This window comes from Vibrio algivorus, from assembly GCF_030161215.1.
Classification (GTDB): domain Bacteria; phylum Pseudomonadota; class Gammaproteobacteria; order Enterobacterales; family Vibrionaceae; genus Vibrio; species Vibrio algivorus.
Window position 1 is genome coordinate 214322 of the sequence record NZ_BSPV01000006.1, and the last position, 22551, is coordinate 236872.

At 41.6% G+C, this 22551-nt stretch carries 18 protein-coding genes and 9 tRNA genes; 22 read left to right on the forward strand and 5 right to left on the reverse strand.

What is annotated here, in order from left to right:
* Positions 1-3: 3 nt before the first annotated feature.
* Entirely contained in the window at positions 4-1053 is a 1050-nt protein-coding gene (locus tag QQJ93_RS09995; RefSeq protein WP_089122353.1) for a type IV pilus twitching motility protein PilT, read from the reverse strand.
* 28 nt (positions 1054-1081) lie between these two features.
* On the opposite strand from QQJ93_RS09995, the gene QQJ93_RS10000 reads away from it, so the two are divergent.
* The 7 genes from QQJ93_RS10000 (at position 1082) to hemW (ending at position 5845) form a co-directional block, all read left to right on the forward strand.
* Positions 1082-1801 (forward strand): YggS family pyridoxal phosphate-dependent enzyme, encoded by a 720-nt coding sequence (locus QQJ93_RS10000; RefSeq protein ID WP_431313595.1) that lies wholly within the window; start codon positions 1082-1084, stop codon positions 1799-1801.
* A gap of 88 nt (positions 1802-1889) precedes the next feature.
* The gene (gene proC / locus QQJ93_RS10005; RefSeq protein ID WP_089122351.1) at positions 1890-2708 is read left to right on the forward strand and encodes a pyrroline-5-carboxylate reductase; all 819 of its coding nucleotides are present in this window, start codon (positions 1890-1892) and stop codon (positions 2706-2708) included.
* 35 nt (positions 2709-2743) lie between these two features.
* Entirely contained in the window at positions 2744-3298 is a 555-nt protein-coding gene (locus tag QQJ93_RS10010) for a YggT family protein (protein ID WP_089122350.1), read from the forward strand.
* Positions 3299-3301: 3 nt separating this feature from the next.
* Positions 3302-3592: a DUF167 family protein YggU gene (gene yggU / locus QQJ93_RS10015; protein ID WP_089122349.1), complete on the forward strand. Its 291-nt coding sequence runs from the start codon at positions 3302-3304 to the stop codon at positions 3590-3592.
* A gap of 25 nt (positions 3593-3617) precedes the next feature.
* On the forward strand, positions 3618-4049 hold the full coding sequence (locus QQJ93_RS10020) for a DUF4426 domain-containing protein (protein WP_089122348.1): 432 nt from the start codon (positions 3618-3620) through the stop codon (positions 4047-4049).
* A gap of 17 nt (positions 4050-4066) precedes the next feature.
* Positions 4067-4675, forward strand: a complete 609-nt coding sequence (locus QQJ93_RS10025) for an XTP/dITP diphosphatase (protein ID WP_089122347.1) — start codon at positions 4067-4069, stop codon at positions 4673-4675.
* Between the two features lie 9 nt (positions 4676-4684).
* Positions 4685-5845 carry a radical SAM family heme chaperone HemW gene (gene hemW / locus QQJ93_RS10030; protein ID WP_089122346.1) on the forward strand — a complete coding sequence of 387 codons (1161 nt, stop codon included), beginning with the start codon at positions 4685-4687 and terminating at the stop codon, positions 5843-5845.
* Positions 5846-6069: 224 nt separating this feature from the next.
* Here the strand turns inward: hemW and glsB are convergent, their stop codons facing one another.
* Positions 6070-6993: a glutaminase B gene (gene glsB / locus QQJ93_RS10035; protein ID WP_089122345.1), complete on the reverse strand. Its 924-nt coding sequence runs from the start codon at positions 6991-6993 to the stop codon at positions 6070-6072.
* 182 nt (positions 6994-7175) lie between these two features.
* On the opposite strand from glsB, the gene fdhF reads away from it, so the two are divergent.
* Positions 7176-11336: a formate dehydrogenase subunit alpha gene (gene fdhF, locus QQJ93_RS10040; RefSeq protein WP_089122344.1), complete on the forward strand. Its 4161-nt coding sequence runs from the start codon at positions 7176-7178 to the stop codon at positions 11334-11336.
* Positions 11337-11686: 350 nt separating this feature from the next.
* Here fdhF and trmB read toward each other — a convergent pair whose 3' ends face one another.
* Positions 11687-12406 carry a tRNA (guanosine(46)-N7)-methyltransferase TrmB gene (gene trmB, locus QQJ93_RS10045; RefSeq protein WP_089122343.1) on the reverse strand — a complete coding sequence of 240 codons (720 nt, stop codon included), beginning with the start codon at positions 12404-12406 and terminating at the stop codon, positions 11687-11689.
* 262 nt (positions 12407-12668) lie between these two features.
* Here trmB and mutY point away from each other — a divergent pair, with 262 nt between their 5' ends.
* The 14 genes from mutY to QQJ93_RS10115 all read left to right on the forward strand — a co-directional run bounded on the left by mutY (position 12669) and on the right by QQJ93_RS10115 (position 19553).
* Positions 12669-13745, forward strand: a complete 1077-nt coding sequence (gene mutY / locus QQJ93_RS10050) for an A/G-specific adenine glycosylase (protein ID WP_089122342.1) — start codon at positions 12669-12671, stop codon at positions 13743-13745.
* 28 nt (positions 13746-13773) lie between these two features.
* The gene (locus QQJ93_RS10055) at positions 13774-14046 is read left to right on the forward strand and encodes an oxidative damage protection protein (protein WP_027697699.1); all 273 of its coding nucleotides are present in this window, start codon (positions 13774-13776) and stop codon (positions 14044-14046) included.
* A gap of 139 nt (positions 14047-14185) precedes the next feature.
* Positions 14186-15322 (forward strand): membrane-bound lytic murein transglycosylase MltC, encoded by a 1137-nt coding sequence (gene mltC, locus QQJ93_RS10060; RefSeq protein ID WP_089123538.1) that lies wholly within the window; start codon positions 14186-14188, stop codon positions 15320-15322.
* A 127-nt stretch (positions 15323-15449) separates the two neighbouring features.
* Positions 15450-15525, forward strand: a tRNA-Phe gene (locus QQJ93_RS10065).
* Between the two features lie 53 nt (positions 15526-15578).
* Positions 15579-15654, forward strand: a tRNA-Thr gene (locus tag QQJ93_RS10070).
* Between the two features lie 6 nt (positions 15655-15660).
* Positions 15661-15736: transfer RNA gene (locus QQJ93_RS10075), tRNA-Phe, on the forward strand.
* A 47-nt stretch (positions 15737-15783) separates the two neighbouring features.
* Positions 15784-15859, forward strand: a tRNA-Asn gene (locus QQJ93_RS10080).
* Between the two features lie 280 nt (positions 15860-16139).
* Entirely contained in the window at positions 16140-17735 is a 1596-nt protein-coding gene (locus QQJ93_RS10085) for a lytic polysaccharide monooxygenase (RefSeq protein WP_089122341.1), read from the forward strand.
* A 354-nt stretch (positions 17736-18089) separates the two neighbouring features.
* Positions 18090-18165 (forward strand) — tRNA-Phe (locus QQJ93_RS10090).
* Positions 18166-18219: 54 nt separating this feature from the next.
* Positions 18220-18295, forward strand: a tRNA-Thr gene (locus QQJ93_RS10095).
* A gap of 38 nt (positions 18296-18333) precedes the next feature.
* Positions 18334-18409: transfer RNA gene (locus QQJ93_RS10100), tRNA-Asn, on the forward strand.
* 55 nt (positions 18410-18464) lie between these two features.
* Positions 18465-18540 (forward strand) — tRNA-Thr (locus QQJ93_RS10105).
* Positions 18541-18575: 35 nt separating this feature from the next.
* Positions 18576-18651: transfer RNA gene (locus QQJ93_RS10110), tRNA-Asn, on the forward strand.
* Between the two features lie 308 nt (positions 18652-18959).
* Complete coding sequence (locus QQJ93_RS10115) at positions 18960-19553, forward strand: outer membrane beta-barrel protein (protein WP_089122340.1); 594 nt, start codon at positions 18960-18962, stop codon at positions 19551-19553.
* A gap of 87 nt (positions 19554-19640) precedes the next feature.
* On the opposite strand, the gene QQJ93_RS10120 is transcribed toward QQJ93_RS10115, so the two are convergent.
* Together QQJ93_RS10120 and QQJ93_RS10125 are read right to left on the reverse strand one after the other, a co-directional pair.
* A complete protein-coding gene (locus tag QQJ93_RS10120; RefSeq protein ID WP_089122339.1) occupies positions 19641-21071 on the reverse strand; it encodes an NAD-dependent succinate-semialdehyde dehydrogenase in 1431 nt (476 codons plus the stop codon).
* Positions 21072-21470: 399 nt separating this feature from the next.
* Positions 21471-22361, reverse strand: a complete 891-nt coding sequence (locus QQJ93_RS10125; RefSeq protein WP_089122337.1) for a site-specific integrase — start codon at positions 22359-22361, stop codon at positions 21471-21473.
* Between the last annotated feature and the right edge of the window lie 190 nt (positions 22362-22551).

Below are 22551 nucleotides of genomic sequence, written 5' to 3' on the forward strand. Positions count from 1 at the left end.
ACATTAATATAGTGATGTGGATGCTAAAGTTTCAATTTTGCTTTCAACTTCTTCTTGAGTCACTAAACCTTGCATCAATAACTGGCGAGCGGCTTGTTCCATAGTTTGCATCCCCATAGACGATCCGGTTTGGATCATCGATAGCATTTGAGCAACTTTATCTTCACGGACTAAATTACGAATCGCAGGGGTTGCAATCATCACTTCATGACAAGCGATACGTCCACCCACATCACCACTACGCTTTAATAGCTTCTGAGCAATAACCGCACGTAAAGATTCTGACAACATAGAACGAACCATATTTTTATCAGAACCAGGAAAAACATCGATGATACGATCTATGGTTTTCGCAGCTGAGCTGGTATGCAGAGTACCAAAGACTAGGTGCCCAGTTTCTGCCGCAGTTAATGCCAAGCTGATCGTTTCTTTATCACGCAGCTCACCGACTAAAATCACATCGGGGTCTTCACGTAACGCTGAACGTAAAGAAGCTTCAAAGCTATGGGTATCACGGTGCACTTCACGTTGGTTTACCAAACATTTTTTATTGGGATGAGTAAACTCGATAGGATCTTCAATGGTTAAAATATGCTTTTTGTGATTACGGTTAATGTAATCTACCATCGCGGCTAAGGTTGTTGATTTACCTGAACCGGTTGGGCCTGTTACCAATACTAAACCTTTTTCATAGTTAGCAATTTTTTCGAAAATCTCAGGAGCAGAGATATCTTCAAATGATGGAATTTCAACGGGAATGGTACGAAATACCGCAGCGCAACCACGAGATTGATTGAAAGCATTGACACGAAAACGGCCAATATTGGGTAGTTCAAATGAAAAATCGATTTCTAGTTTTTCTTCAAACTCGCTGCGCTGAGCATCGTTCATAATATCGAAAACGAGTGCATGAACATCTGAATGGGTAAAGGCAGGCATTTCCAATTGTCTGATGTCACCATCAATACGTAAGATTGGAGGAACGCCAGCAGAAAGATGTAGATCTGATGCATTATGCTTTACACTAAATTCCAATAACTCAGCAATATCCATTTATATTCCTTATCGAAGAAAAACTATGATGTGTTCTGATAAAAATAGTATTCAAAAAAACATTGAACAAATTAACCAGCAGATTCGTACTGCTGAACAACAATATGGTCGCAATTCTAACTCAGTACAATTGTTAGCGGTAAGTAAAACGAAACCCATTACAGCATTAGAAGAAGCTATTACCGCAGGTCAGAAATGTTTTGGTGAAAATTACGTCCAAGAAGGCGTTGAAAAAATACAACATTTCTCTCAACACTATACCCAGAGTGACCTTGAATGGCACTTCATTGGTCCAATCCAATCGAATAAAACTCGACTGATCGCAGAAAATTTTGATTGGGTACATTCCGTTGATCGTGAAAAAATCGCCCAACGCCTCAATGATCAACGTCCTGATGGAAAACCATTGCAAGTTTTGATTCAAGTGAATACTAGCGGTGAAAACTCGAAATCAGGTACTGATCGTGAGCAAGTTTTTGCCTTAGCTCAGTTGATAAATGACTTACCTAACCTCACATTAAGAGGATTGATGTCAATTCCTGAAAATGTATCTGATCATGCCTCGCAACTAGCGGCATTTCAGCAACTGGCAGAATTGAAGCAAGCATTACAATCACACTACCCACAAATCGATACGCTTTCGATGGGTATGAGTGGTGATATGCCGGCAGCTATTGAAGCGGGCAGCACTATGGTTCGTATCGGCACTGCTATTTTTGGTGCTAGGGATTACCCCCAAGCCACTTAAAGGTGCGCTTTTCAGCAAGAATAAACAAGCGTCATAAGCGAACCAACGATATACTCGCATAAAGACTGAATATTAGGACGGAATAGATATGGAACAGCGTAAAATCAGTTTTATCGGCTCTGGCAATATGGCACGTTCCATTTTTGCTGGCATGCTTTCAAGTGGCTATAAAGCAGGTAATATTACGGCCACTGGTCGTGATGAAGACAAGCTAAAACACCTCGCTGATTGTTACGGGATCCACACCACTACTGATAATGTTGCCGCCGTAGAACAAGCTGAAGTCGTCATTTTATCCGTTAAACCTCAAATGATGGCCGATGTATGCGCTGACTTTCAAGGGCTTGATCTTAGCAACAAATTAATTATATCTATTGCAGCGGGTATTTCTGCAAAACGCTTAAATGAAATGCTGGGGCAGACAATACAGTTAGTACGTGTGATGCCCAATACCCCATCATTAGTGGGTAAAGGCATGAGTGGTTTATTTGCTACCGATAATGTATCAGAAGAAGATAAAGACTTTGCCGGTGATCTCATGTCAGCAGTTGGCGAGATCTGTTGGGTCGATGAAGAATCTGGTATTAATAACATTATTGCTGCAGCTGGCAGTGCACCTGCTTACTTCTTCTTATTTATGGAAGCGATGCAACAAGAAGCCATGGCACAAGGTTTCAATAAAGATACCGCTCGCCTACTAATTCAACAAGCTGCCTTAGGCGCAGCTGAAATGGTCGTGGCAAATCCTGAACTCGATTTATCGACCCTACGTGAACAAGTAACATCAAAAGGCGGCACCACCGCTGAAGCGCTAAAAACATTTAACCAACATAACCTTTCTGACATTGTATCCAAAGCGATGCAAGCCGCGGTTAACCGTGCTGAAGAAATGGAAAAACTAATTTAATTTCGATTTAAATATTAATAACAAGGTTTGCAGTAATGAACTCAATGACTTTTCTAGTTTCTACCGTATTCGACCTCTACATTATGGTCGTAATTTTACGCGTATGGTTACAATTGGCACGTGCTGATTTCTATAATCCATTTTCACAATTTGTAGTGAAAGCAACCCAACCTGTGGTTGCCCCTTTGCGCCGCATTATTCCATCAGTAGGTAATATTGATTTAGCCACGATTATCTTTGCCTACGTACTTAGTGTACTTAAGTTCACCTGCTTAATTTTAATTTCAAATGGCAGCTTAGTATTTAGTCCAAGCTTTTTAATGTTTGGTGCACTTTCGTTGGTTAAAGCCGCAGGCGGATTACTATTCTGGGTATTATTGATTCGCGCCATTCTTAGCTGGGTTAGCCAAGGCAATAGTCCTGTTGAATATGTGATGGTTCAATTGACCGAGCCTATGCTGGCCCCGATTCGTCGAATCCTTCCTCCAATGGGCGGTTTCGATCTTAGCTTACTCGTTCTATTCTTAATTCTACAATTTGCCAACTACCTAATGGGTGATGTAGTCGGTCCGATTTGGTATCAGCTTTAATCTATGGCCATCCCGGTACAACTCGCAGGAAAAGACTTACTACTGCGAGTTTACATTCAACCCAAAGCAAGCCGAGATAACATCGTCGGCTTGCATGGGGATGAAATAAAAATTGCTATTACCGCTCCGCCAGTCGATGGAAAAGCTAACGCCTACTTAACTAAATACCTAGCCAAGCTTTGTAAGGTATCAAAAGGCTCAGTGAGTATCGAAAAAGGCGAATTAGGCAGACATAAAACCATTCGAATTACCACTCCAAGTGTTATACCCGAGCCGATAAAAAATCTACTTTGATAATCTAGTTCGATAAGGAAATCTCATGAAAAAATGGATCGTTATCGCCCTACTTACTTTGTTTTCTTTACCAAGTATTGCTGGGCAATTTAAAACCATTAAAAATAGTGAAGTACACTACTCTGCTTTTAATTCCGCTATGCTGACTCCAGAAGTGGCCACACAATATAAGTTAAAGCGTAATGGTTATTCGGCAATTTTAAATATCAGTGTGTTAGACACCAGTAAACTCGGTAAACCGGCAGTAGATGCAAAAGTCACAGGCAGCAGTAAAAACCTAATAGGTCAAACCAAACAACTTAGCTTCAAACAAGTGAAAGAAGGCGAAGCAATTTATTATTTAGCTGAATTTCCAATCACCAATGAAGAACAACTCACCTTTAATATTAATATTGATGCAGGCAATACGGGCAGCGGTCCGATCAGCTTCACGCAAAAATTTTATGTTGAAGAATAAATAACACAGGATCTCCAATGAAAAAGCTCGTTCTCGCCACTGGTAACCAAGGCAAAGTCAAAGAAATGGCTGACCTACTTTCTGAATTTGGCTTTGAGGTTGAAGCGCAAAGTCAATATAAGGTTTCCGAAGTGGCAGAAACCGGCACTACGTTTATCGAAAATGCCATTATCAAAGCTCGCCATGCGGCAAAAGAAACGGGCTTACCAACGATTGCTGATGATTCCGGTTTAGAAGTTGATGCCCTACAAGGCGCTCCGGGGATCTACTCTGCACGCTATTCGGGTGAAGGGGCGACCGATCAGCGTAATCTAGAAAAGCTATTAGAAGAAATGAAAGATGTGCCTAATGAACAACGTACTGCCCGTTTTCATTGTGTATTGGTATTAATGCGCCATGAAAACGATCCAACACCTTTGGTTTGTCACGGTCAATGGGAAGGCAAAATCTTAGAGCAAGCGCAAGGTGAAAACGGCTTTGGTTATGATCCTGTCTTTTGGGTACCGGAAGAGAATTGCTCATCTGCCGAACTTGAATCAATTCGTAAAAAACAATTGTCTCACCGTGGCAAAGCACTGAAAAAGTTGTTTGCCGCTCTGTCTGATTATCCTCAATTCATTGCCTAAGGCTTGCTTGTGTTAACGCCTCCACCACTGAGTTTATACGTCCACATCCCATGGTGTGTACAAAAATGCCCGTATTGTGATTTCAATTCTCATGCTCAAAAAGGCGAGATCCCAGAAACCCAATACATTGATGCTTTGCTTGAAGATCTCAAAACTGATATTGAAAAATACCAACTTGAGCAAGCCCCTCGTTTATTGCATTCCATCTTTATTGGTGGCGGCACACCAAGCTTAATTTCACCTTCTGAGATTGGTCGATTGTTGCAAGGTATTAAAGCTTTACTACCATTTGAAGACAATATTGAAATCACTATGGAAGCCAATCCGGGCACCATTGAAGCAGAACGCTTTGCTCAATTTCAAACTCAAGGGGTAAATCGTATTTCTATCGGAGTGCAAAGTTTTGAAGAAGAAAAACTGCAAGCCCTAGGGCGAATTCATGGTCAACAAGAAGCGATTAATGCCGCTCATCTTGCTCATAAGATCGGTTTAAATAGTTTTAACCTAGACTTGATGCACGGATTGCCCAATCAAACCCAGCAACAGGCACTGGCAGATTTAGATAAAGCGATTGAGCTTAATCCTTATCACTTATCTTGGTATCAATTAACCATTGAACCCAACACTCTGTTTTACTCCAAACCACCAATTCTGCCTGATGATGACGATTTATGGGATATTTTTGAGCAAGGCCATCAGCGATTGACCGACGCAGGTTACGTACAATATGAAATATCAGGCTACAGCAAGCCCGGTTATCAATGTCGCCATAACCTCAATTACTGGCACTTTGGTGACTACCTAGGCATTGGCTGCGGCTCTCATGGCAAACTGAGCTTTAGTGATGGTCGTATTATTCGCACCACTAAGGTCAAGCATCCAAGAGGCTATTTAGCGGCTTATCAAAACCTAGTCAAACATTACTTAGATACTGAAACCTTAGTTGAAGGTGAAGATCGCCCATTTGAGTATTTTATGAATCGCTTTCGATTAATTGAACCTTGCCCGAAAGCTGAGTTTGTAGAGCGCACTGGACTTGAGCTTTCCATGATTGAAACACAAATCCAAACCGCAATAGACCAAGGATATTTAACCGAAACGGAAAGTCATTGGCACATTACCCAAAAAGGTAAATTGTTCTTTAATGACTTGGTGGAATTGTTTGTATAAAGGTTCCTGGTTTCGAGTTTCTAGGAAAGCAGAGTTAAATTTTGTTTCTCGATATATAAATAACGTCATTCCGTACATGAGCCTAGGCGAAGAAGATACGGAATCTCCTACAGCATGTTGAAACTCAAATTGTGGTAGGAGATCCTGAACTGCGCTCCTACGTCGCTTTTCAGGATGACGTTTTGTTAATATATTCACTTGAAACTTGGAACTAGTATCCTCTTCTAAAAAATTGAACGCCCCAATTCTGTTGAAAGCAACTCAAGCGCGGCCGTACCGGCTAGCGAGTTACCGGATCGATCTAACTCTGGTGACCATACTGCAATACTCATCTCACCTGGAATCACCGCAACAATACCGCCACCAACACCTGATTTACCCGGCATGCCAACACGGAATGCAAACTCCCCAGCACCATCATAAAGCCCGCAAGTGGCTAATAAAGCATTTAAACGCTTAGTTTGATTCGGTGCAATAATTTGCTTTTTAGTTTGTACCGATTGTCCCTTATTGGCGAGGTAGCTAAAGGTTTTAGCTAAATCGACGCAGCTCATTTTAAGCGCACAAGCATGGAAGTAGTTATTTAAAACCGGGATCACTTCATTTTCAAAATTACCAAATGAACGCATTAAGTAGGCAATCGCAGCATTACGATCGCTGTGCTGCATTTCAGAGGCTGCTACAACTTTGTCATACACAATATGCGTATCACCAGAAAGTTGACGAGCAAACTCTAATAAGCGCTGACGAGGGGCCGACAAACGAGACTGCAGCATGTCAGCCACGACAATCGCCCCCGCATTAATGAAAGGATTACGCGGAATACCTTGTTCGACTTCTAACTGAATCATGGAGTTAAAAGCTTGACCTGATGGCTCTTTACCCACTCGGCGCCAAATTTCTTCTGATTCATACAACCCCATCGCTAACGTGAGGCTTAAAACCTTAGAAATAGACTGAATAGAAAATGGCTCATCTGCGTCCCCGGCCTTCACTACCTTGCCATCATTGGTATAAACCGCGATAGCCAATTTATCATTCGGAATACACGCTAAAGCGGGAATGTAATCTGCCACTTTCCCCTTCCCAATTAATGGGCGAACTTGCTCTAAGATATCATTCAGTAATTCAGTCGTAGCTTGTGGCATAGCGGTTCCTATTTAGGGGTAATTCACACTTTTCTTGTATCAGATCATATTTCAAGCAACTTGAGTTTTTTATAGTAGTGATATTTGTAAGACAAGTTCACTCACATAAAAATTATTAAATCAGTCGCTGTTTCAACGAGCAGAATATTGCTGGTTATTTATCGCTGCAAGGATGGGATGTAATCGTGAAAATCATTATTAATGGTCATACTTTCAGTGTTGATGGAGAACAAAATCTTCTCAATGCTGCGAAACAACATAATATCGACATTCCTTCTCTATGTGGCACGAATAGGCAAGGAGAAAAAATTGCCTGTGATTTATGTGTAGTGGAAGTTTCCGATGGTAGCACTCAGCGCGCTTGTGAAATGCAAGTCTACAATGGATTACAAGTCACCACTGAATCTGCTGCATTAAGTGCACACAGGAAGCAAGCGTTGCAGGCGATATTATCAGATCATTACGCAGACTGTGAAGCGCCATGTAAAGTAGCCTGCCCTGCGGGTGTCGATATTCAATCTTACCTTTACCATATCTCCCAAAATGATCATCAAAAAGCGATTGAAGTCATCAAACGTACCCTACCAATGCCACTATCCATTGGCCGTGTATGCCCTGCATTTTGTGAAACGGAATGTCGCCGTAACATCATTGATGAACCACTGGCAATTCGTCAATTAAAGCGTCACGCTGCAGATGCCGATCTTGCCGCTCAAGAAACCTATGTTCCCCCCAAAAAAACAGCAAAACAAAAACACATTGCGGTAGTAGGTAGCGGCCCTGGAGGGTTAACTTGTGGCTACTATCTTACCAATGAAGGCTATGAGGTAACGGTATTTGAATCCATGCCCAAAGCCGGTGGTTGGCTTCGTTATGGCATTCCAGAGTATCGATTGCCGAAAGAGATTCTTGATAAAGAAATTGAATTAATGTGCCGCAATGGCATGAAAATTGAACTTAATCAAAAGCTAGGGGATGACATTACCTTAACCGGCCTAAGTCAAAAATATGATGCGGTTTGCCTTGCAGTTGGCGCCTCAAAAGCAGTAGAAATGCATTATCCTGGCTCCGACCTTGAAGGTTGTTATTTGGGGGTTGATTACCTAAAAGATTACGTTATGGATCATCATTACACCACGGGCAAAAAAGTCGCCGTCATTGGTGGTGGTAATACGGCTATTGATTGTGCAAGAACCGCTGTGCGTGATGGTGCTGAAACTACCTTAATCTATCGCCGTACTCGTGATGAAATGCCTGCAGAAGATTACGAAATCTTAGAAGCTGAACACGAAGGCGTACAATTTTTAATGCTGACTAATCCGGTAGAAAATATCGCCGATCAACATGGTCGAGTTTGCCAAATAAAATTAGAAAAAATGCAGCTTGGTGAAGCCGATTCATCAGGTCGTCGTCGCCCTGAAGCAACTGGAGAGTTTTTCATCCAAGAGTTTGATACCGTGATTGCTGCTGTATCTCAAAAACCCGACCTTAGCTTTTTAGATAATGATAATATTGAACTGCCATTATCTCGTTGGAATACCGCTGAAGTTGATGAAAATACGATGCATAGCGGAAATGAAAATATCTTTAGTATTGGGGATTTCCGTCGCGGACCGGCAACCGCAATTGAAGCCGTCGCCGATGGTCGTATCGCGGCAGAAGCCATTGATCGCTATTTTCAAGGCACTATGGAACATATTCCCGTCCGCCAATACGATTCTAAAAAAGAGAAATCCGTTAACCAGATCGATCCGAAACAATTTGAAAGTATTCAAAAAATCGCTCGCGTTGTCATGCCTGAATTGCCTATTAGCCAGCGTCAAGGTAGCTTTGAAGAAGTCGAAACCGGCTTTGCTAATCAGCAAGCAATGGATGAAGCTGCACGCTGTTTAGAATGCGGTTGCCAAGCCAATACGGATTGTGCTCTGCGTGATTACGGTACCGAATATGGCGTGATTGATGAAGAGCTTGATAAGTCAATGCAACAAAAGTTTGCTATTGATAACAGCTCTGAATTCATTACCTTTGATGCTAATCGCTGCATCAGCTGTGGTCAATGTGTACAAGCATGTAATGACAGTGGTGTTCATGGCGTTTTAAGTTTCTTGAAGAACCTTGATGGTACACCAATGATGCGCCCAGAAGCACGTGCGGGGTTTGGTAGTGAAGCCTGCTCGATGGGAGATTCAAATTGTGTCCAATGTGGCCTATGTGTACAAGCCTGCCCAACAGGAGCGTTAGTTGATTCTCGCGATAAGTCCGAAAGCCGCCTTGATATCCTCACTCCGGTTGAAACTATCTGCACCTATTGTGGGGTTGGATGTAAACTCACCATGTTTGTTGATCAAACCAACAATAAGATCCGTTACGTGCAAGGAGCCGACTCTCCGGTAAACCAAGGCATGTTATGTGTGAAAGGTCGCTTTGGCTTTGATTTTATAAATAACAATCAGCGCTTAACAACACCACTTATTCGACGTGATGGTGAATTGCAGCCTGCTAGTTGGCAAGAAGCGATTCAATTCGTTGCCGATAAATTCAATCATATCAAACAATATTCAGGCTCAAATGCCTTAGCGGGTTTTTCATCAGCCAAAACCACCAACGAAGATAACTATGCGTTCCAAAAACTAGTACGCCGTGAATTTGGTACTAATAATTTAGATCACTGTGCGCGCTTGTGTCACGCTTCAACAGTAACAGGGTTAGAAGCGACCCTAGGCAGTGGCGCAATGACCAATGACATCCCAAGCATCCAACATTCCGATGTAATCTTTATTATTGGCTCAGATACCACCTCTGCTCACCCAATTATTGCCTCACATATAAAACAAGCAATTCGTCATCAAGGAGCTCGCCTGATTGTGGCCGATCCCAAACGCATTGATATGGCCGAACATGCTCAGGTTTATGTCGCTCAGCGTCCGGGGACCGATGTGATGCTGTTAAACGGTATCATGCAGCAGATTTTATTAAATAATTGGCAAGATCAAGATTATATAAATGCCAATACTCAAGGCTTTGAAACACTCAAAAAAGAACTTCTAAAACCAGACTATGCACTTGATAAAGTCGAACTAGTCACAGGTATTAAAGCTGAAGATATTAAACAAATCGCACACACTATTGGTACGGCCAAGCGTACCGCTGTTTACTATTCAATGGGGATAACACAGCACACAACTGGTCATGATAATGTGGTGTCGATTTCTAACCTACAACTACTATGTGGCAACATTGGTATTGAAGGTGGTGGCATCAACCCACTACGAGGTCAATCTAATGTGCAAGGCGCTTGTGATATGGGGGCTCTACCGACCGACTTCCCAGGCTATCAAAAAGTCACCAATCCCGAGATTCATGCCAAATTTGTTGAAGCTTGGAATGCGCCACAGCTTTCTAATCAAAAAGGTTTAACCCTCACAGAGATCATTGATGCGGCTTGCCACCAACAGATTAAAGGCTTGTTTGTCATGGGTGAAAACCCTGTATTAAGCGATCCGAATCAAGCGCATGTGATTGAAGGATTAGAAGCGCTCGACTTCTTAGTCGTTCAAGATATTTTCTTAACTGAAACCGCTCAGTATGCTGATGTTGTGTTACCTGCTTATTCATTTGCAGAAAAAACTGGTCACTTTACTAATACTGAACGACGTGTTCAGCGGTTAACTCCAGCGGTAAAAGCTCCTGGAGAGGCCAAAGAAGATTGGTGGATCATCCAACAAATTGCCAATGCGATGGGTAGTGATTGGGATTACCAATCTGTCTCAGACATTACCGCTGAAATTACTCAGGTCACACCTCAATATACAGGCATCACATGGGATAAAGTCGGTCGCGATGGCGTGCAATGGCCATGCAATACAACAAGTCCAGACGGAACTCGCTTAATGCACAGTCATGGCATTATGCGTGGCAAAGGTCAGTTAATTGCAACACCATTTAGATATGCCGCAGAACTACCTGATCCTGAATATCCATTAATCCTCACGACAGGGCGAGTATTAGAACAATTCCATACCGGTACCATGACTCGTAAAACCAAAGGGTTAGATAACCTCGCAGGGCCCCGCGCCATGATCAGCGTACAAGATGCTGAAGCGTTAGAGATTAAAAATGGTGAGCGATTACGAGTATCAAGTCGTCGAGGTGAAATTGAAATCGACGCTTTTGTTACCAAACGTATGCAGCAAGGTGTGGTATTTATTCCTTTCCACTTTGTAGAAGCGGCAGCAAACCGACTAACAGTCACCGCCACCGATCCACACGCTAAAATACCAGAGTTTAAAGTAGCGGCTATCAAAGTAGAGAAATGCTTAATTAATGAAGCTGAAGCGGTCTAAAACAACTGCAACTAAAACGGTTATATACCCAAGTAACTTCAAGATGCGAGTTTCAGCAAGAATAAAACAAGCTTTAGGCAAGGCAAATTGAATATGATCATAGTGATTCTATCTCTGTTCAATTTAACGCAGCATAAGGCTTGTTTTAACTAGCCCTTCGGGAGCTTCATCCAAACCTTTATGCCGCGTCAGATTGGTTTGAAAGGTGCTTACATTCCTTCGCCAATCTTCCTTGCCTAAAGGTTTGGATGATAGCTCTGAATTCTGCACCTTGAAATCACTTGGGTATACTTTAAACAAAAAAACCAACCGCGCGGTTGGTTTTTTATATCTTAACTGTTAATCATTTATTAGCTATGGCGACGGAATTTAATATCCCAAACACCGTGACCTAAGCGATGACCACGAGCTTCAAATTTAGTTAATGGGCGCTCATCCGGACGAGGAATAAAATCACCATCAGTGGCAATATTTTCAAAACCTGGAGCTTCATTCATCACTTCAATCATATGCTCAGCGTAGTTTTCCCAATCAGTCGCCATATGGAAAATGCCTTCACCAACAATGAGTTTCTGGCGAACCATTTCGGCAAATCCTAGTTGAACAATACGACGTTTGTGGTGACGCTTTTTGTGCCAAGGGTCTGGAAAAAATAATTGTAATGTGATCAAGCTATTATCAGGGATCATGTGTTCAAATACCTCGACTGCATCGTGGCACATTACACGCAAGTTAGTCACACCAGCTTCTTGTGCAGACGCTAAACAAGCTCCTACACCTGGGCTATGAACTTCAATACCGATAAAGTTTTTTTCTGGTGCGTTCTTTGCCATTTCAACTAATGACGCGCCCATACCAAAACCAATTTCCAATACCACTGGGTTATCGTTACCAAATACTTCTTTCCAATCTAGACGCTGTTGAGCAAACTCGATACCCATAGTTGGCCAGCACTCTTCAATCGCTTTTTCTTGGCCTTTAGTTAAGCGCCCTTCACGGCGAACAAAACTGCGAATTCTGCGAACAATTTTGCCTTCTTCATTTACTTCGTTGGTTGTTACTTCTGTCATGGTTTCGCCTGAAGATTATGCCAAGTTTGATAACTTAGCGATTGAAAATAATTATCGGTTTTAAAATAGTGTTGGCTATTCAAAATTAGGGTGAGAATTATCCAAAGATACGCTCAAGGTGCAAGCTTTTATCATAGAATTAATCGACTTTCTCGTCACTTTACTGCTAGTTCATCAAATAGCCATTTAATTTACATGGTTTACTAAACTGTATAGCTATGATGCAATCAACGCCAATTAAAATTCAAATAAAGAGTGACCCGTGAGTACATTTTCTGATTCCATTTTAAATTGGTATGAAAACTTTGGCCGTAAAAGCTTACCTTGGCAGCAAAATAAAACGGCATATAAAGTTTGGCTATCAGAAATTATGTTGCAACAAACTCAAGTCACCACCGTTATTCCCTATTTTGAACGCTTCCTTGAGCGCTTTCCTAGCGTGACAGATTTAGCCAAAGCCCATCAAGATGAAGTTCTCCATCTTTGGACTGGTCTAGGCTATTACGCCCGTGCTCGCAACCTGCACAAAGCGGCTCAAATTGTCGAACAAGACTATCAAGGTGAATTCCCGACCAATATAGAACACATGAATGCTCTTCCCGGAATTGGCCGTTCAACTGCTGCGGCGATTTTATCTTCGGTTTATAAGCAACCTCATGCCATATTAGACGGTAATGTAAAACGTACTTTAGCGCGTTGTTTTGCTATAGAGGGTTGGCCGGGACAAAAAACTGTTGAGAATCAATTATGGGAGATAGCAGAAAAACATACACCGAAACATGATGTCGATAAGTATAATCAAGCCATGATGGATATGGGCGCAATCGTATGTACTCGAAGTAAACCTAAATGTGATTTATGCCCAATCGAACAATTCTGCCAAGCCAAAGCTCAACAGAGGCAACTTGATTTTCCGGGCAAAAAGCCAAAAAAAGAAAAGCCAATAAAAGAAACTTGGTTTGTGATGCTCTATCACAATAATCAAGTTTGGTTAGAACAACGTCCGCAAAGTGGCATTTGGGGAGGGTTATTTTGTTTCCCTCAACATTCAAATCAAACTATTGAAAACTTGCTGGACAGTAAAGCAATTACTGAAAGTATGATTAACAATAAAAGTACATTAACGGCCTTTCGTCATACTTTTAGCCATTATCACTTAGATATCACACCAATCTTAGTAAAATTAAATAAACAGCCAAGCTTGGTGATGGAAGGTCAGCAAGGTCTTTGGTATAACTTATCTCAACCGAAAGAAATAGGGCTCGCCGCACCAGTGAAACAACTGCTGCATAGCTTGCCTTACGAGCTTAATAGCAAATCCAATAAGTCGTTGGTATAACATTAATTCAATCTCTCAAGGAGCTCCCATGAGCCGTACTGTAAACTGTGTTTTCTTAAAGAAAGAAGCGGAAGGCTTAGATTTCCAACTTTACCCTGGCGAACTCGGTAAGCGCATTTTCGATAACATCAGCAAAGAAGCTTGGGGCCAATGGCAGCATAAACAAACCATGCTGATCAATGAGAAAAAATTAAATATGATGGATCCAGAGCACCGTAAACTACTGGAAACTGAAATGGTTAATTTCTTATTTGAAGGAAAAGACATCATTATTGATGGTTATACCCCACCGAGTGAATAATCGGATATATCCCCAAATAACTTCAAGGTGAGAGTTATTTGGGTATAATACAACCAACTTTTGTAGCAGGCATTGCTCTTCCCGTTTTGGGAAATCGAAAGCAATGCCTGTTTTGTTTTTAAGTAAATTTGAATTCGACATGAATAAAAAACTTTGGCTCTTACTCATCACTTTTTTCGCTCTTTCTGGCTGTAGCCGAGAATTTATCGAAAGTATTTATGATGTCGATTACACTCCTACTAACCGCTTTGCCAAAAACCTTGCCCCACTTCCAGGCCAATTTGCCAAAGATACCGCCGCTTTAGATAGCTTGATGAATCAGTTCTCCGGTCAAGTAGCCAATAAATGGGGACAAGACAATATCAAGATGGCAGGTGCTAAAACCTACGTTAAATATACTGATGGCTATTTAAACCGAGCCGATATTGACTTTGATAATGGTACTGTCACCGTCGAAACGATCGCCTCGACCGATCCTACAGGTCACTTAAAACAAGCGATTGTGACTACCCTACTCACGCCAAATAACCCCGCGAATGTCGACTTATTCTCATCCAAAGAAATCGCAATGGGAGGTAAACCTTTTTTATCCGATCAGGTGGTTGATCAGAACGGCCAATCCATTCAGTGGTCGTGGCGTGCTAGTCAATTTGCTGATTATCTTATAAAAAACAAGCTTAAGACCCGCACTGTTGATTTTAAAAAATCTTATTATGTCACCATCCCTATGGTAAAAAATCACTCAAAACTACGTAGCTATCAATATGCTGATATCGTACGTAAAGCCTCAAAACAATATGGCATTCCAGAAGATCTTATCTATGCCATCATCAAAACGGAAAGCAGCTTTAACCCTTACGCTGTAAGTTGGGCTAATGCTTACGGATTAATGCAAGTCGTACCAAAAACGGCCGGACACGATGTCTTTAATATTGTGAAAGGCAAATCTGGTATGCCTACGCCGAAATATTTGTATAACCCAGCCAATAATATCGATACTGGTACAGCTTACTTTTATATTTTAAAAAACCGTTATTTGAAAGGCATAAGAAATTCGACTTCACTGCAATACAGCATGATTTCAGCTTATAACGGTGGCTCTGGTGGCGTTTTTAATGCCTTTGGGGGCGGTAAGACCAATGCGATTAATAAGATTAACCGCTTACAAACCAATCAAGTTTATTGGGCGCTGACCAAAAAGCACCCGAATGCCGAATCGCGTCGTTACCTAGAAAAAGTAACGGCTTACCAAAAAGAATTTCATTCAATGAAGTAAAATTTGTATCAAAAAACAGCAAATCACACTTTTTTGCTTAAATTGACAGCAAACAAACCTTTTTTTCTAGTTTTTTACAAAAACAAGTTGACGATGAAGCAGAAAATCCGTTTAATAGCGCTCCGTTGCCCGGATAGCTCAGTCGGTAGAGCAGAGGATTGAAAATCCTCGTGTCGGTGGTTCGATTCCGCCTCCGGGCACCACAATTTAGATTGTTGGTGTTTAACAAAACACGGACAAGCAATAAATATAGTGTGCCGACTTAGCTCAGTAGGTAGAGCAACTGACTTGTAATCAGTAGGTCACCAGTTCGATTCCGGTAGTCGGCACCATTTATTGCCTCGATAGCTCAGTCGGTAGAGCAGAGGATTGAAAATCCTCGTGTCGGTGGTTCGATTCCGCCTCGAGGCACCATTATTTAGTTAACAACTGATTAAATTAATTAGTGTTAAAAGAATAATTCCCCTTTAGTTCAGTTGGTAGAACGGCGGACTGTTAATCCGTATGTCGCAAGTTCAAGTCTTGCAAGGGGAGCCACTTTAAAAACCTCATCATCTGATGAGGTTTTTTTTCGCCTCAAATAACTGCCATTGACATACCCTAGCCCTAGATACTCTCTACTTAGCTGACTTTTTCTAACCTATGTAATCTTTATGTCAATTAGCTTCAGTTTTAAAGCGAGTATTCAATTTTACTTCGATAGGTGAAACTTAAGATAAATTTCTTCGAGAGAGCGTTCAAACTAACAATTTTCTATTCTGCCTTTTTCTCATCCCCTACCACACTCCATGCCATTCAATAATAAATGGAGGTGTGTATGAATTATTCACTTTTTCAAGCCAAATTATGTTTATCCACTAGCGTCATTGGCTTAACTTTACTATCAACTAACGTTCAAGCCCACGGTTACTTAGACTACCCACCAGCAAGACAACAGGTCTGCGATATAGATGGTGGTTATTGGGATTCAACCGATGGTAGTACCATTCCCAACGCCGCTTGTCGTGCCGCGTTCTTAGAATCAGGCTGGACGCCATTTGTACAAAAACCTGAGTTTTCAACTTTAGTCTCTAATTACAATGACCAAGCCGCTGTAGAGGCCACGATTCCTAACGGAGAATTATGCTCAGCTGGGGATAAAGCCAAACATGGTATCGACCTACCTTCACCTGACTGGCAAAAGACCAAACTTGATTTAACCAACAATGGTAAGGTCACTTTACAATACCGCGCCAACACACCGCATAATCCAAGTTTTTGGAAAGTCTACTTAACCAAACCAAGTTATGATTCAGCAACTATGCCTCTGGCTTGGAGTGACCTAGATTTAATCGCGGAATTTGGCAACTTAGCAACCGTAGAATTAAATGGTAAAAAGTACTATCAAATGGAAGTCACATTGCCGGAAGACAGAAACGGTGATGCCATTTTATATACTCGCTGGCAACGTCAAGATCCGGCAGGGGAAGGTTTTTATAACTGCAGTGATATTTCATTTACTGGCAATGATGGTGAAACCGATCCCAATAATCCGCTAGATGAATGGATCAGTAGCGGTAACTACCTAGCCTCGACCATTGACGCAAATGCAGGCGATACCGCTTGGCTACGTATCTTTGATGAAAATGGCCAAGAGATCGTATTTGAAAAGTTCCCTATTGATAATGATACGGAAAGTGTATGGGCGGAGACATTAGCGGCAACGGTAAATCAAAAATACCCACAAACAGTGCAAATTGGCCTAAAAGATTCAACATCACAAACTATTCAATATCAAAACCAAGATTTATATAGCAATTTAGTTTATCTCACCCGCTCGAATTACAGTTATCAACTAGAAATCAAAACAGGCAACCAAGCTCCAGTAATTACGACTCCAAGTAATTTAACTGTTCAAAGTGGAGAAAGCTTAGTGTTTGAGGTTTCAGCCAACGATGCCGACAATGATCCACTTATATTCAGTGTCGACAAAGGCAGTATAATTACTCAAAGCGACACCAGCATTACCGTCAATTATCAAGCCCCTGAAACCACAACAACTCTCAATGAAAATATAGTAGTTTCAGTTGGCGATCCAATTACCACTAGCCAATCCACTATCTTCATTACGGTAACCCCATTAGATGATGGTAATAATAATGGAGAAACGACCTGGGACAGCACTATCGCCTACAACAGCGGTGATATCGTGTTATATGATGGTGTGAGCTACACCGCTAAATGGTGGACTCTAGGTGACCAGCCTGACACATCAAGCGCTTGGCAAGCTGCCGCAAGTAATAATTCTGAGTGGCAGACCGATAAAGTCTATACATCTGGTGATACTGTAAGCTACCTAGGGGCTTCTTACAAAGCACAATGGTGGACACAAGGCGATGAACCCACCTCTGGTGGACCGTGGGCCAAAATATAATATTTAATTCCATCAGATAAGCTGTAACGAAAAAAGGAGAGATAGTTTCATCGCTACCTCTCCTTTCTATTATCTATTCGAGCTATCATGTATTCGATGATAATGACTCACTTAGCTTACATTTTCGGCATTCAGTACGATGAATTGAACTCAAGCTAAACTTATAGCCAAGCTACTCTTATTCTCATTCGTTTTCACACCAATAATTCCCTACAAATAAACGGCAAAATTTGCTAAAAAAACGTTCTATTGTGTGGAGAAACACGCAATGGCGACTATAAATTACTCAAACGAACATTTTTTTATATTTTACTGTTGACGTTAGTCACGAAAAACCGTTTAATACCCCCCGTCGCCCGGATAGCTCAGTCGGTAGAGCAGAGGATTGAAAATCCTCGTGTCGGTGGTTCGATTCCGCCTCCGGGCACCACTATTTATAGTTTGGTGTCTTGATGAATTTGACGTCAAATTGAAAATACAGTGTGCCGACTTAGCTCAGTAGGTAGAGCAACTGACTTGTAATCAGTAGGTCACCAGTTCGATTCCGGTAGTCGGCACCATTTTTTCTAGCTTAATGACTAGAAATAAAAAGAATAATTCCCCCTTAGTTCAGTTGGTAGAACGGCGGACTGTTAATCCGTATGTCGCAGGTTCGAGTCCCGCAGGGGGAGCCACTTTACAATTATTTGAATCAATTATTCAGATAATTAAGAACAACAAAAAAAGTGCGCCGACTTAGCTCAGTAGGTAGAGCAACTGACTTGTAATCAGTAGGTCACCAGTTCGATTCCGGTAGTCGGCACCATTTTTCTAGCCTAACCACTAGAAATAAAAAATAATTCCCCTTTAGTTCAGTTGGTAGAACGGCGGACTGTTAATCCGTATGTCGCAAGTTCAAGTCTTGCAAGGGGAGCCACTTTAAAAGCCCGATCAGTTTTGATCGGGCTTTTTTCTATCTATTCCCTTCTTAGATAAGTTTTGACACTTTCCTTCAAATTATAATTATTCGACTAAACTAGTGGCTTTTGACTGTGTATACAAAAGCAAAAAGCTCCAGTGCTTGCGGAAACGACTAATTACATGCTCCTTACAATATAAGTATAAATAAATTTACATTTAGAAATATATTCTTACAAAAAGCCTCTGAATTGATATATATCAAGATCACCAGAGGACAATTTTTATACCGTATCATTCATCAAATGAATACATCAGGAAGGCAAGATGATAAATCGTATAGCTCTTTTAACGCTAATTACTAGTACGCTAGCGGTGACCCCCGCTCTTGCGGATGCCAATAAAGGATTTTATATCGGTGGAGGTATTGGGGCTGCTGCATTTTCTTCACCTGATCTAGAAGATGATGCAGATGATCTAGGTGGAAGTATTGATTTTGATCATTCAGGTTTGGCTTACAATATTTATACTGGCTACCAATTCAATCGTATTATTGCTTTAGAGTTAAGCTATAACAATTATGCTGATACCAAAGTAAAATTAGATCACCCATCAACAAAACCCACTGAAGGTGAATTTGCTACTGAAGGCATGTCACTAAGTGCAAACCTTGGATATACATTTAATAATGGTTTACGCCCATTTGCTTTAGTTGGACTTGGTTATATCTCAAATGATAACTACTTTGATGATGGACAAGTCAGTTATCACGGTGGTGGCGGTTTAGATTACACACCTAACGCTTTACCAAACCTAACGTTCAGAGCCGCATACCTCTTTGACTTTTATGAATTAGATCTCGAGGATGACCACACTGCCATCTCTGGAATGGTTATGGCCGGTGCAGCCTATCGCTTCTAACCGTCAACCTTATTTAGGACAGGTTATAAAAATAAAGAGTGGATGTGTCTTTCCACTCTTTGCTATTACTTAACCTTTTACTATTACTTATCTTTCTAAGCCACCAATACAAACGTATTTAGTCTCTAGGTACTCTTCCAAACCTTCTTTAGCGCCTTCTCGACCATTCCCCGATTGTTTCATACCACCAAATGGCGCCACTTCAGTTGAAATGATACCTTCGTTCACTCCGACCATACCGTACTCTAGGTTATGTGCGACACGCCAAATACGATTCATGTCTTGACTATAAAAGTAAGCAGCTAATCCATAGATGGTATCATTAGCCATCGCAATCATTTTATCTTCTTCAGAAAAGCGAATAATCGGTAATACTGGACCAAAGATCTCACCTTGAACTAATGGCCTATCGTGCTCAACATCCACCAATACAGTTGGTGCAATAAAGTTACCGTCTAGCGATTGCTCTTTATTTACTTGTCTTGCCCCTCTACCTTTCGCTTCTTCAATTAAATCAGAAACCCTCTGCTTCGCCTCTTTTGAAATAAGCGGGCCAATATCGGTCGACTCATCAAGTCCATTGCCGACTTTAAGCTTATCGACCTCCGCTACCAGCTTTTCAATAAATTCATCATAAACTGCATCTTGAACATAAAAGCGATTAGAACACACACAAGTTTGACCTGCATTACGAAACTTACTGGCAATCGCCCCTTTGACCGCACTATCAATATCCGCATCATCAAATACGATAAATGGTGCATTACCTCCAAGTTCCATTGACGTACGCTTAATAGTTGAAGCGCACTGCATTTGTAATTTACGCCCTACTAGAGTCGAGCCAGTGAAGGAAAACTTACGAACAGAAGGATGGTAGGTAAATACCTCTCCTACATCATGTGCATTTTCGCCCAAAACCATACGTAGAACGTCTTTAGGGATGCCGGCTTGGTATGCCAGCTCAGTTACCGCAAATGCTGTCAGAGGCGTTGATTCAGAAGGTTTACAGATAAAGCTACAACCAGCTGCTAATGCCGGTGCAGCTTTACGAGTGATCATAGCTAATGGGAAATTCCAAGGCGTAATTGCCGCTGCCACACCAATCGCTTGTTTTACCGTTAAAATAGTTTTGTCATTACTCGCTGATGGAATAGTGTTACCGTAAGCTCGACGGCCTTCTTCAGCAAACCATTCAATAAAAGAGGCTCCATAACGTACTTCACCTAACGCTTCTTTTAATGGCTTACCACCTTCTAAGGTAATCAACATGGCGAGATCATCTTCATTTTGTAAAATCAATTGATGCCATTTCTTCATTAACTGACAGCGTTCTGCAACAGGCTTTTTCTGCCAGACCTTTTGCCCAGCTTCCATATCAGCAACATCATGCTCAATTCTCGCTTGGCAAGAAACAGGCACAGTGGCGAGCAAACTATTATCGAATGGATTGAATACTTGCTGTCCTTTGCCATCCGTTAACACCGAGGTAAGGAGTGTTTGATTTTTTAATTGCTTCATATTCATCCCTTTTTTGTTTTTAACATATTCAGTTTAGCTGAAATTAAATCGATAAGACGGCTTCATAATGCGCTCAATGAGAATGAAAATCTATCAACTAAGCTCACCACTTCAAAAAATGAAGTCGCCCTATATCGATTAAGGAGAAAGAGAAAATAAACTAGTTAAATTACAGATGCAAAAAAGGCGCTCAATTGCTTGAACGCCTTTTTCTAAATTTGGTAGCGGTGGGCGGACTTGAACCGCCACGCCCGAAGGCAACGGATTTTGAATCCAGAAACCTTAGTCATTAGGCGCATAATACGATCAATAAACCCTTGTTGCAATTGGCCTTGATAACATGTGGTCATGCTTGGTTTTGGTCGGTTTACCCATTTTTTACCCATTTTTTTCACACCGTTACCCATCGCACACCATCGCAGCCAACTGGTTATTAATAGCGTTTATTCTCTTTTCACTGCGGTCTAAATAACGTTGTGTCGTCGCAATGTCACCTGAACCGTTACCGTGACCAATCCAAAGACTAGCCGCCATCATATCAATGCTATTAGCCACTTTCTGGACTGCTGCCTTGCGCGCACTATGCAACCCTAAACGAATCCCTTTTAATGCTTCTCTGCATCGACCAGATACAGCTTTCAGCGCTTCACCTACAGTCTGAACTATACGGTAAACACTCTGCCTAGAAACTGGCTCATACCCCTGCCCTTTAGCGCGATTACTGCGGAGTTCGCACGCCGGGAATAGATAGCCACCAACCGCGCCATATTTCTCAACACGGGCCTTTAAGATTCGTTTTGCTTCATGGTATCGACTGAAATCAATCACACGCCCTTTAGGTGCTGAACGCTCAACCTCTACACGCACCTGCTCAACGTTTGTCGCGTAGTGTTGTTCTCGCGCTTGGTTATACTCTTCGAAAAGATCATACTCTTGAGCTAAGGCTTCGAGTTGGTCCACTGTTGTACACATTCGAACCAAAAGCGGCGCAAGCTCGCCACCAATAGCAGAGCGCAAGAACCTACGCCCCTCAATAAGCCATTGTTTTTGTATTTGCTTGTTGGCCGTTTTCGTAACATAAGAGCGTACCTGTTTTGAATCAGATAGAATTATAATTCCACGTTCGAGATCAATGTGCTCGGCGCGCAACTCACGCGCTTCGATATTTCTCAAACCAAAATCTAGACATAGTTTCGCCATGTCGTACCAAAATACGCCACGTTCTTTCATCAATGTTAGGTATTTAGAGTGAAGTTCTGCGGGGATTGCATCGACTGCTTGTGTAGACATAGCTTAACCCTCCACTTTAGTTAAACTTCGAATAATTTGCCTACGAGTGAGCAAATGAGCGATGCGTTTTAAATCTTCAAGTGTTATTCTCTGCTGCATATTGAAGCCCTCCATCGGCTTTGATATATGCCCCTTGTTACTTTGGCGAGTCAAGGGGCTCTTTTTTATTTGATACTGTGCGCCCTAGTGA

Bases quoted from the DNA above. Each gene is read 5' to 3' on its own strand.
- QQJ93_RS09995 (WP_089122353.1), bottom strand. From the start codon at position 1,053: ATGGATATTGCTGAGTTATTGGAATTTAGTGTAAAGCATAATGCATCA.
- QQJ93_RS10000 (WP_431313595.1), top strand. From the start codon at position 1,082: ATGTGTTCTGATAAAAATAGTATTCAAAAAAACATTGAACAAATTAAC.
- proC (WP_089122351.1), top strand. From the start codon at position 1,890: ATGGAACAGCGTAAAATCAGTTTTATCGGCTCTGGCAATATGGCACGT.
- QQJ93_RS10010 (WP_089122350.1), top strand. From the start codon at position 2,744: ATGAACTCAATGACTTTTCTAGTTTCTACCGTATTCGACCTCTACATT.
- yggU (WP_089122349.1), top strand. From the start codon at position 3,302: ATGGCCATCCCGGTACAACTCGCAGGAAAAGACTTACTACTGCGAGTT.
- QQJ93_RS10020 (WP_089122348.1), top strand. From the start codon at position 3,618: ATGAAAAAATGGATCGTTATCGCCCTACTTACTTTGTTTTCTTTACCA.
- QQJ93_RS10025 (WP_089122347.1), top strand. From the start codon at position 4,067: ATGAAAAAGCTCGTTCTCGCCACTGGTAACCAAGGCAAAGTCAAAGAA.
- glsB (WP_089122345.1), bottom strand. From the start codon at position 6,993: ATGCCACAAGCTACGACTGAATTACTGAATGATATCTTAGAGCAAGTT.
- trmB (WP_089122343.1), bottom strand. From the start codon at position 12,406: ATGACAGAAGTAACAACCAACGAAGTAAATGAAGAAGGCAAAATTGTT.
- QQJ93_RS10055 (WP_027697699.1), top strand. From the start codon at position 13,774: ATGAGCCGTACTGTAAACTGTGTTTTCTTAAAGAAAGAAGCGGAAGGC.
- mltC (WP_089123538.1), top strand. From the start codon at position 14,186: ATGAATAAAAAACTTTGGCTCTTACTCATCACTTTTTTCGCTCTTTCT.
- QQJ93_RS10085 (WP_089122341.1), top strand. From the start codon at position 16,140: ATGAATTATTCACTTTTTCAAGCCAAATTATGTTTATCCACTAGCGTC.
- QQJ93_RS10115 (WP_089122340.1), top strand. From the start codon at position 18,960: ATGATAAATCGTATAGCTCTTTTAACGCTAATTACTAGTACGCTAGCG.
- QQJ93_RS10120 (WP_089122339.1), bottom strand. From the start codon at position 21,071: ATGAAGCAATTAAAAAATCAAACACTCCTTACCTCGGTGTTAACGGAT.
- QQJ93_RS10125 (WP_089122337.1), bottom strand. From the start codon at position 22,361: ATGTCTACACAAGCAGTCGATGCAATCCCCGCAGAACTTCACTCTAAA.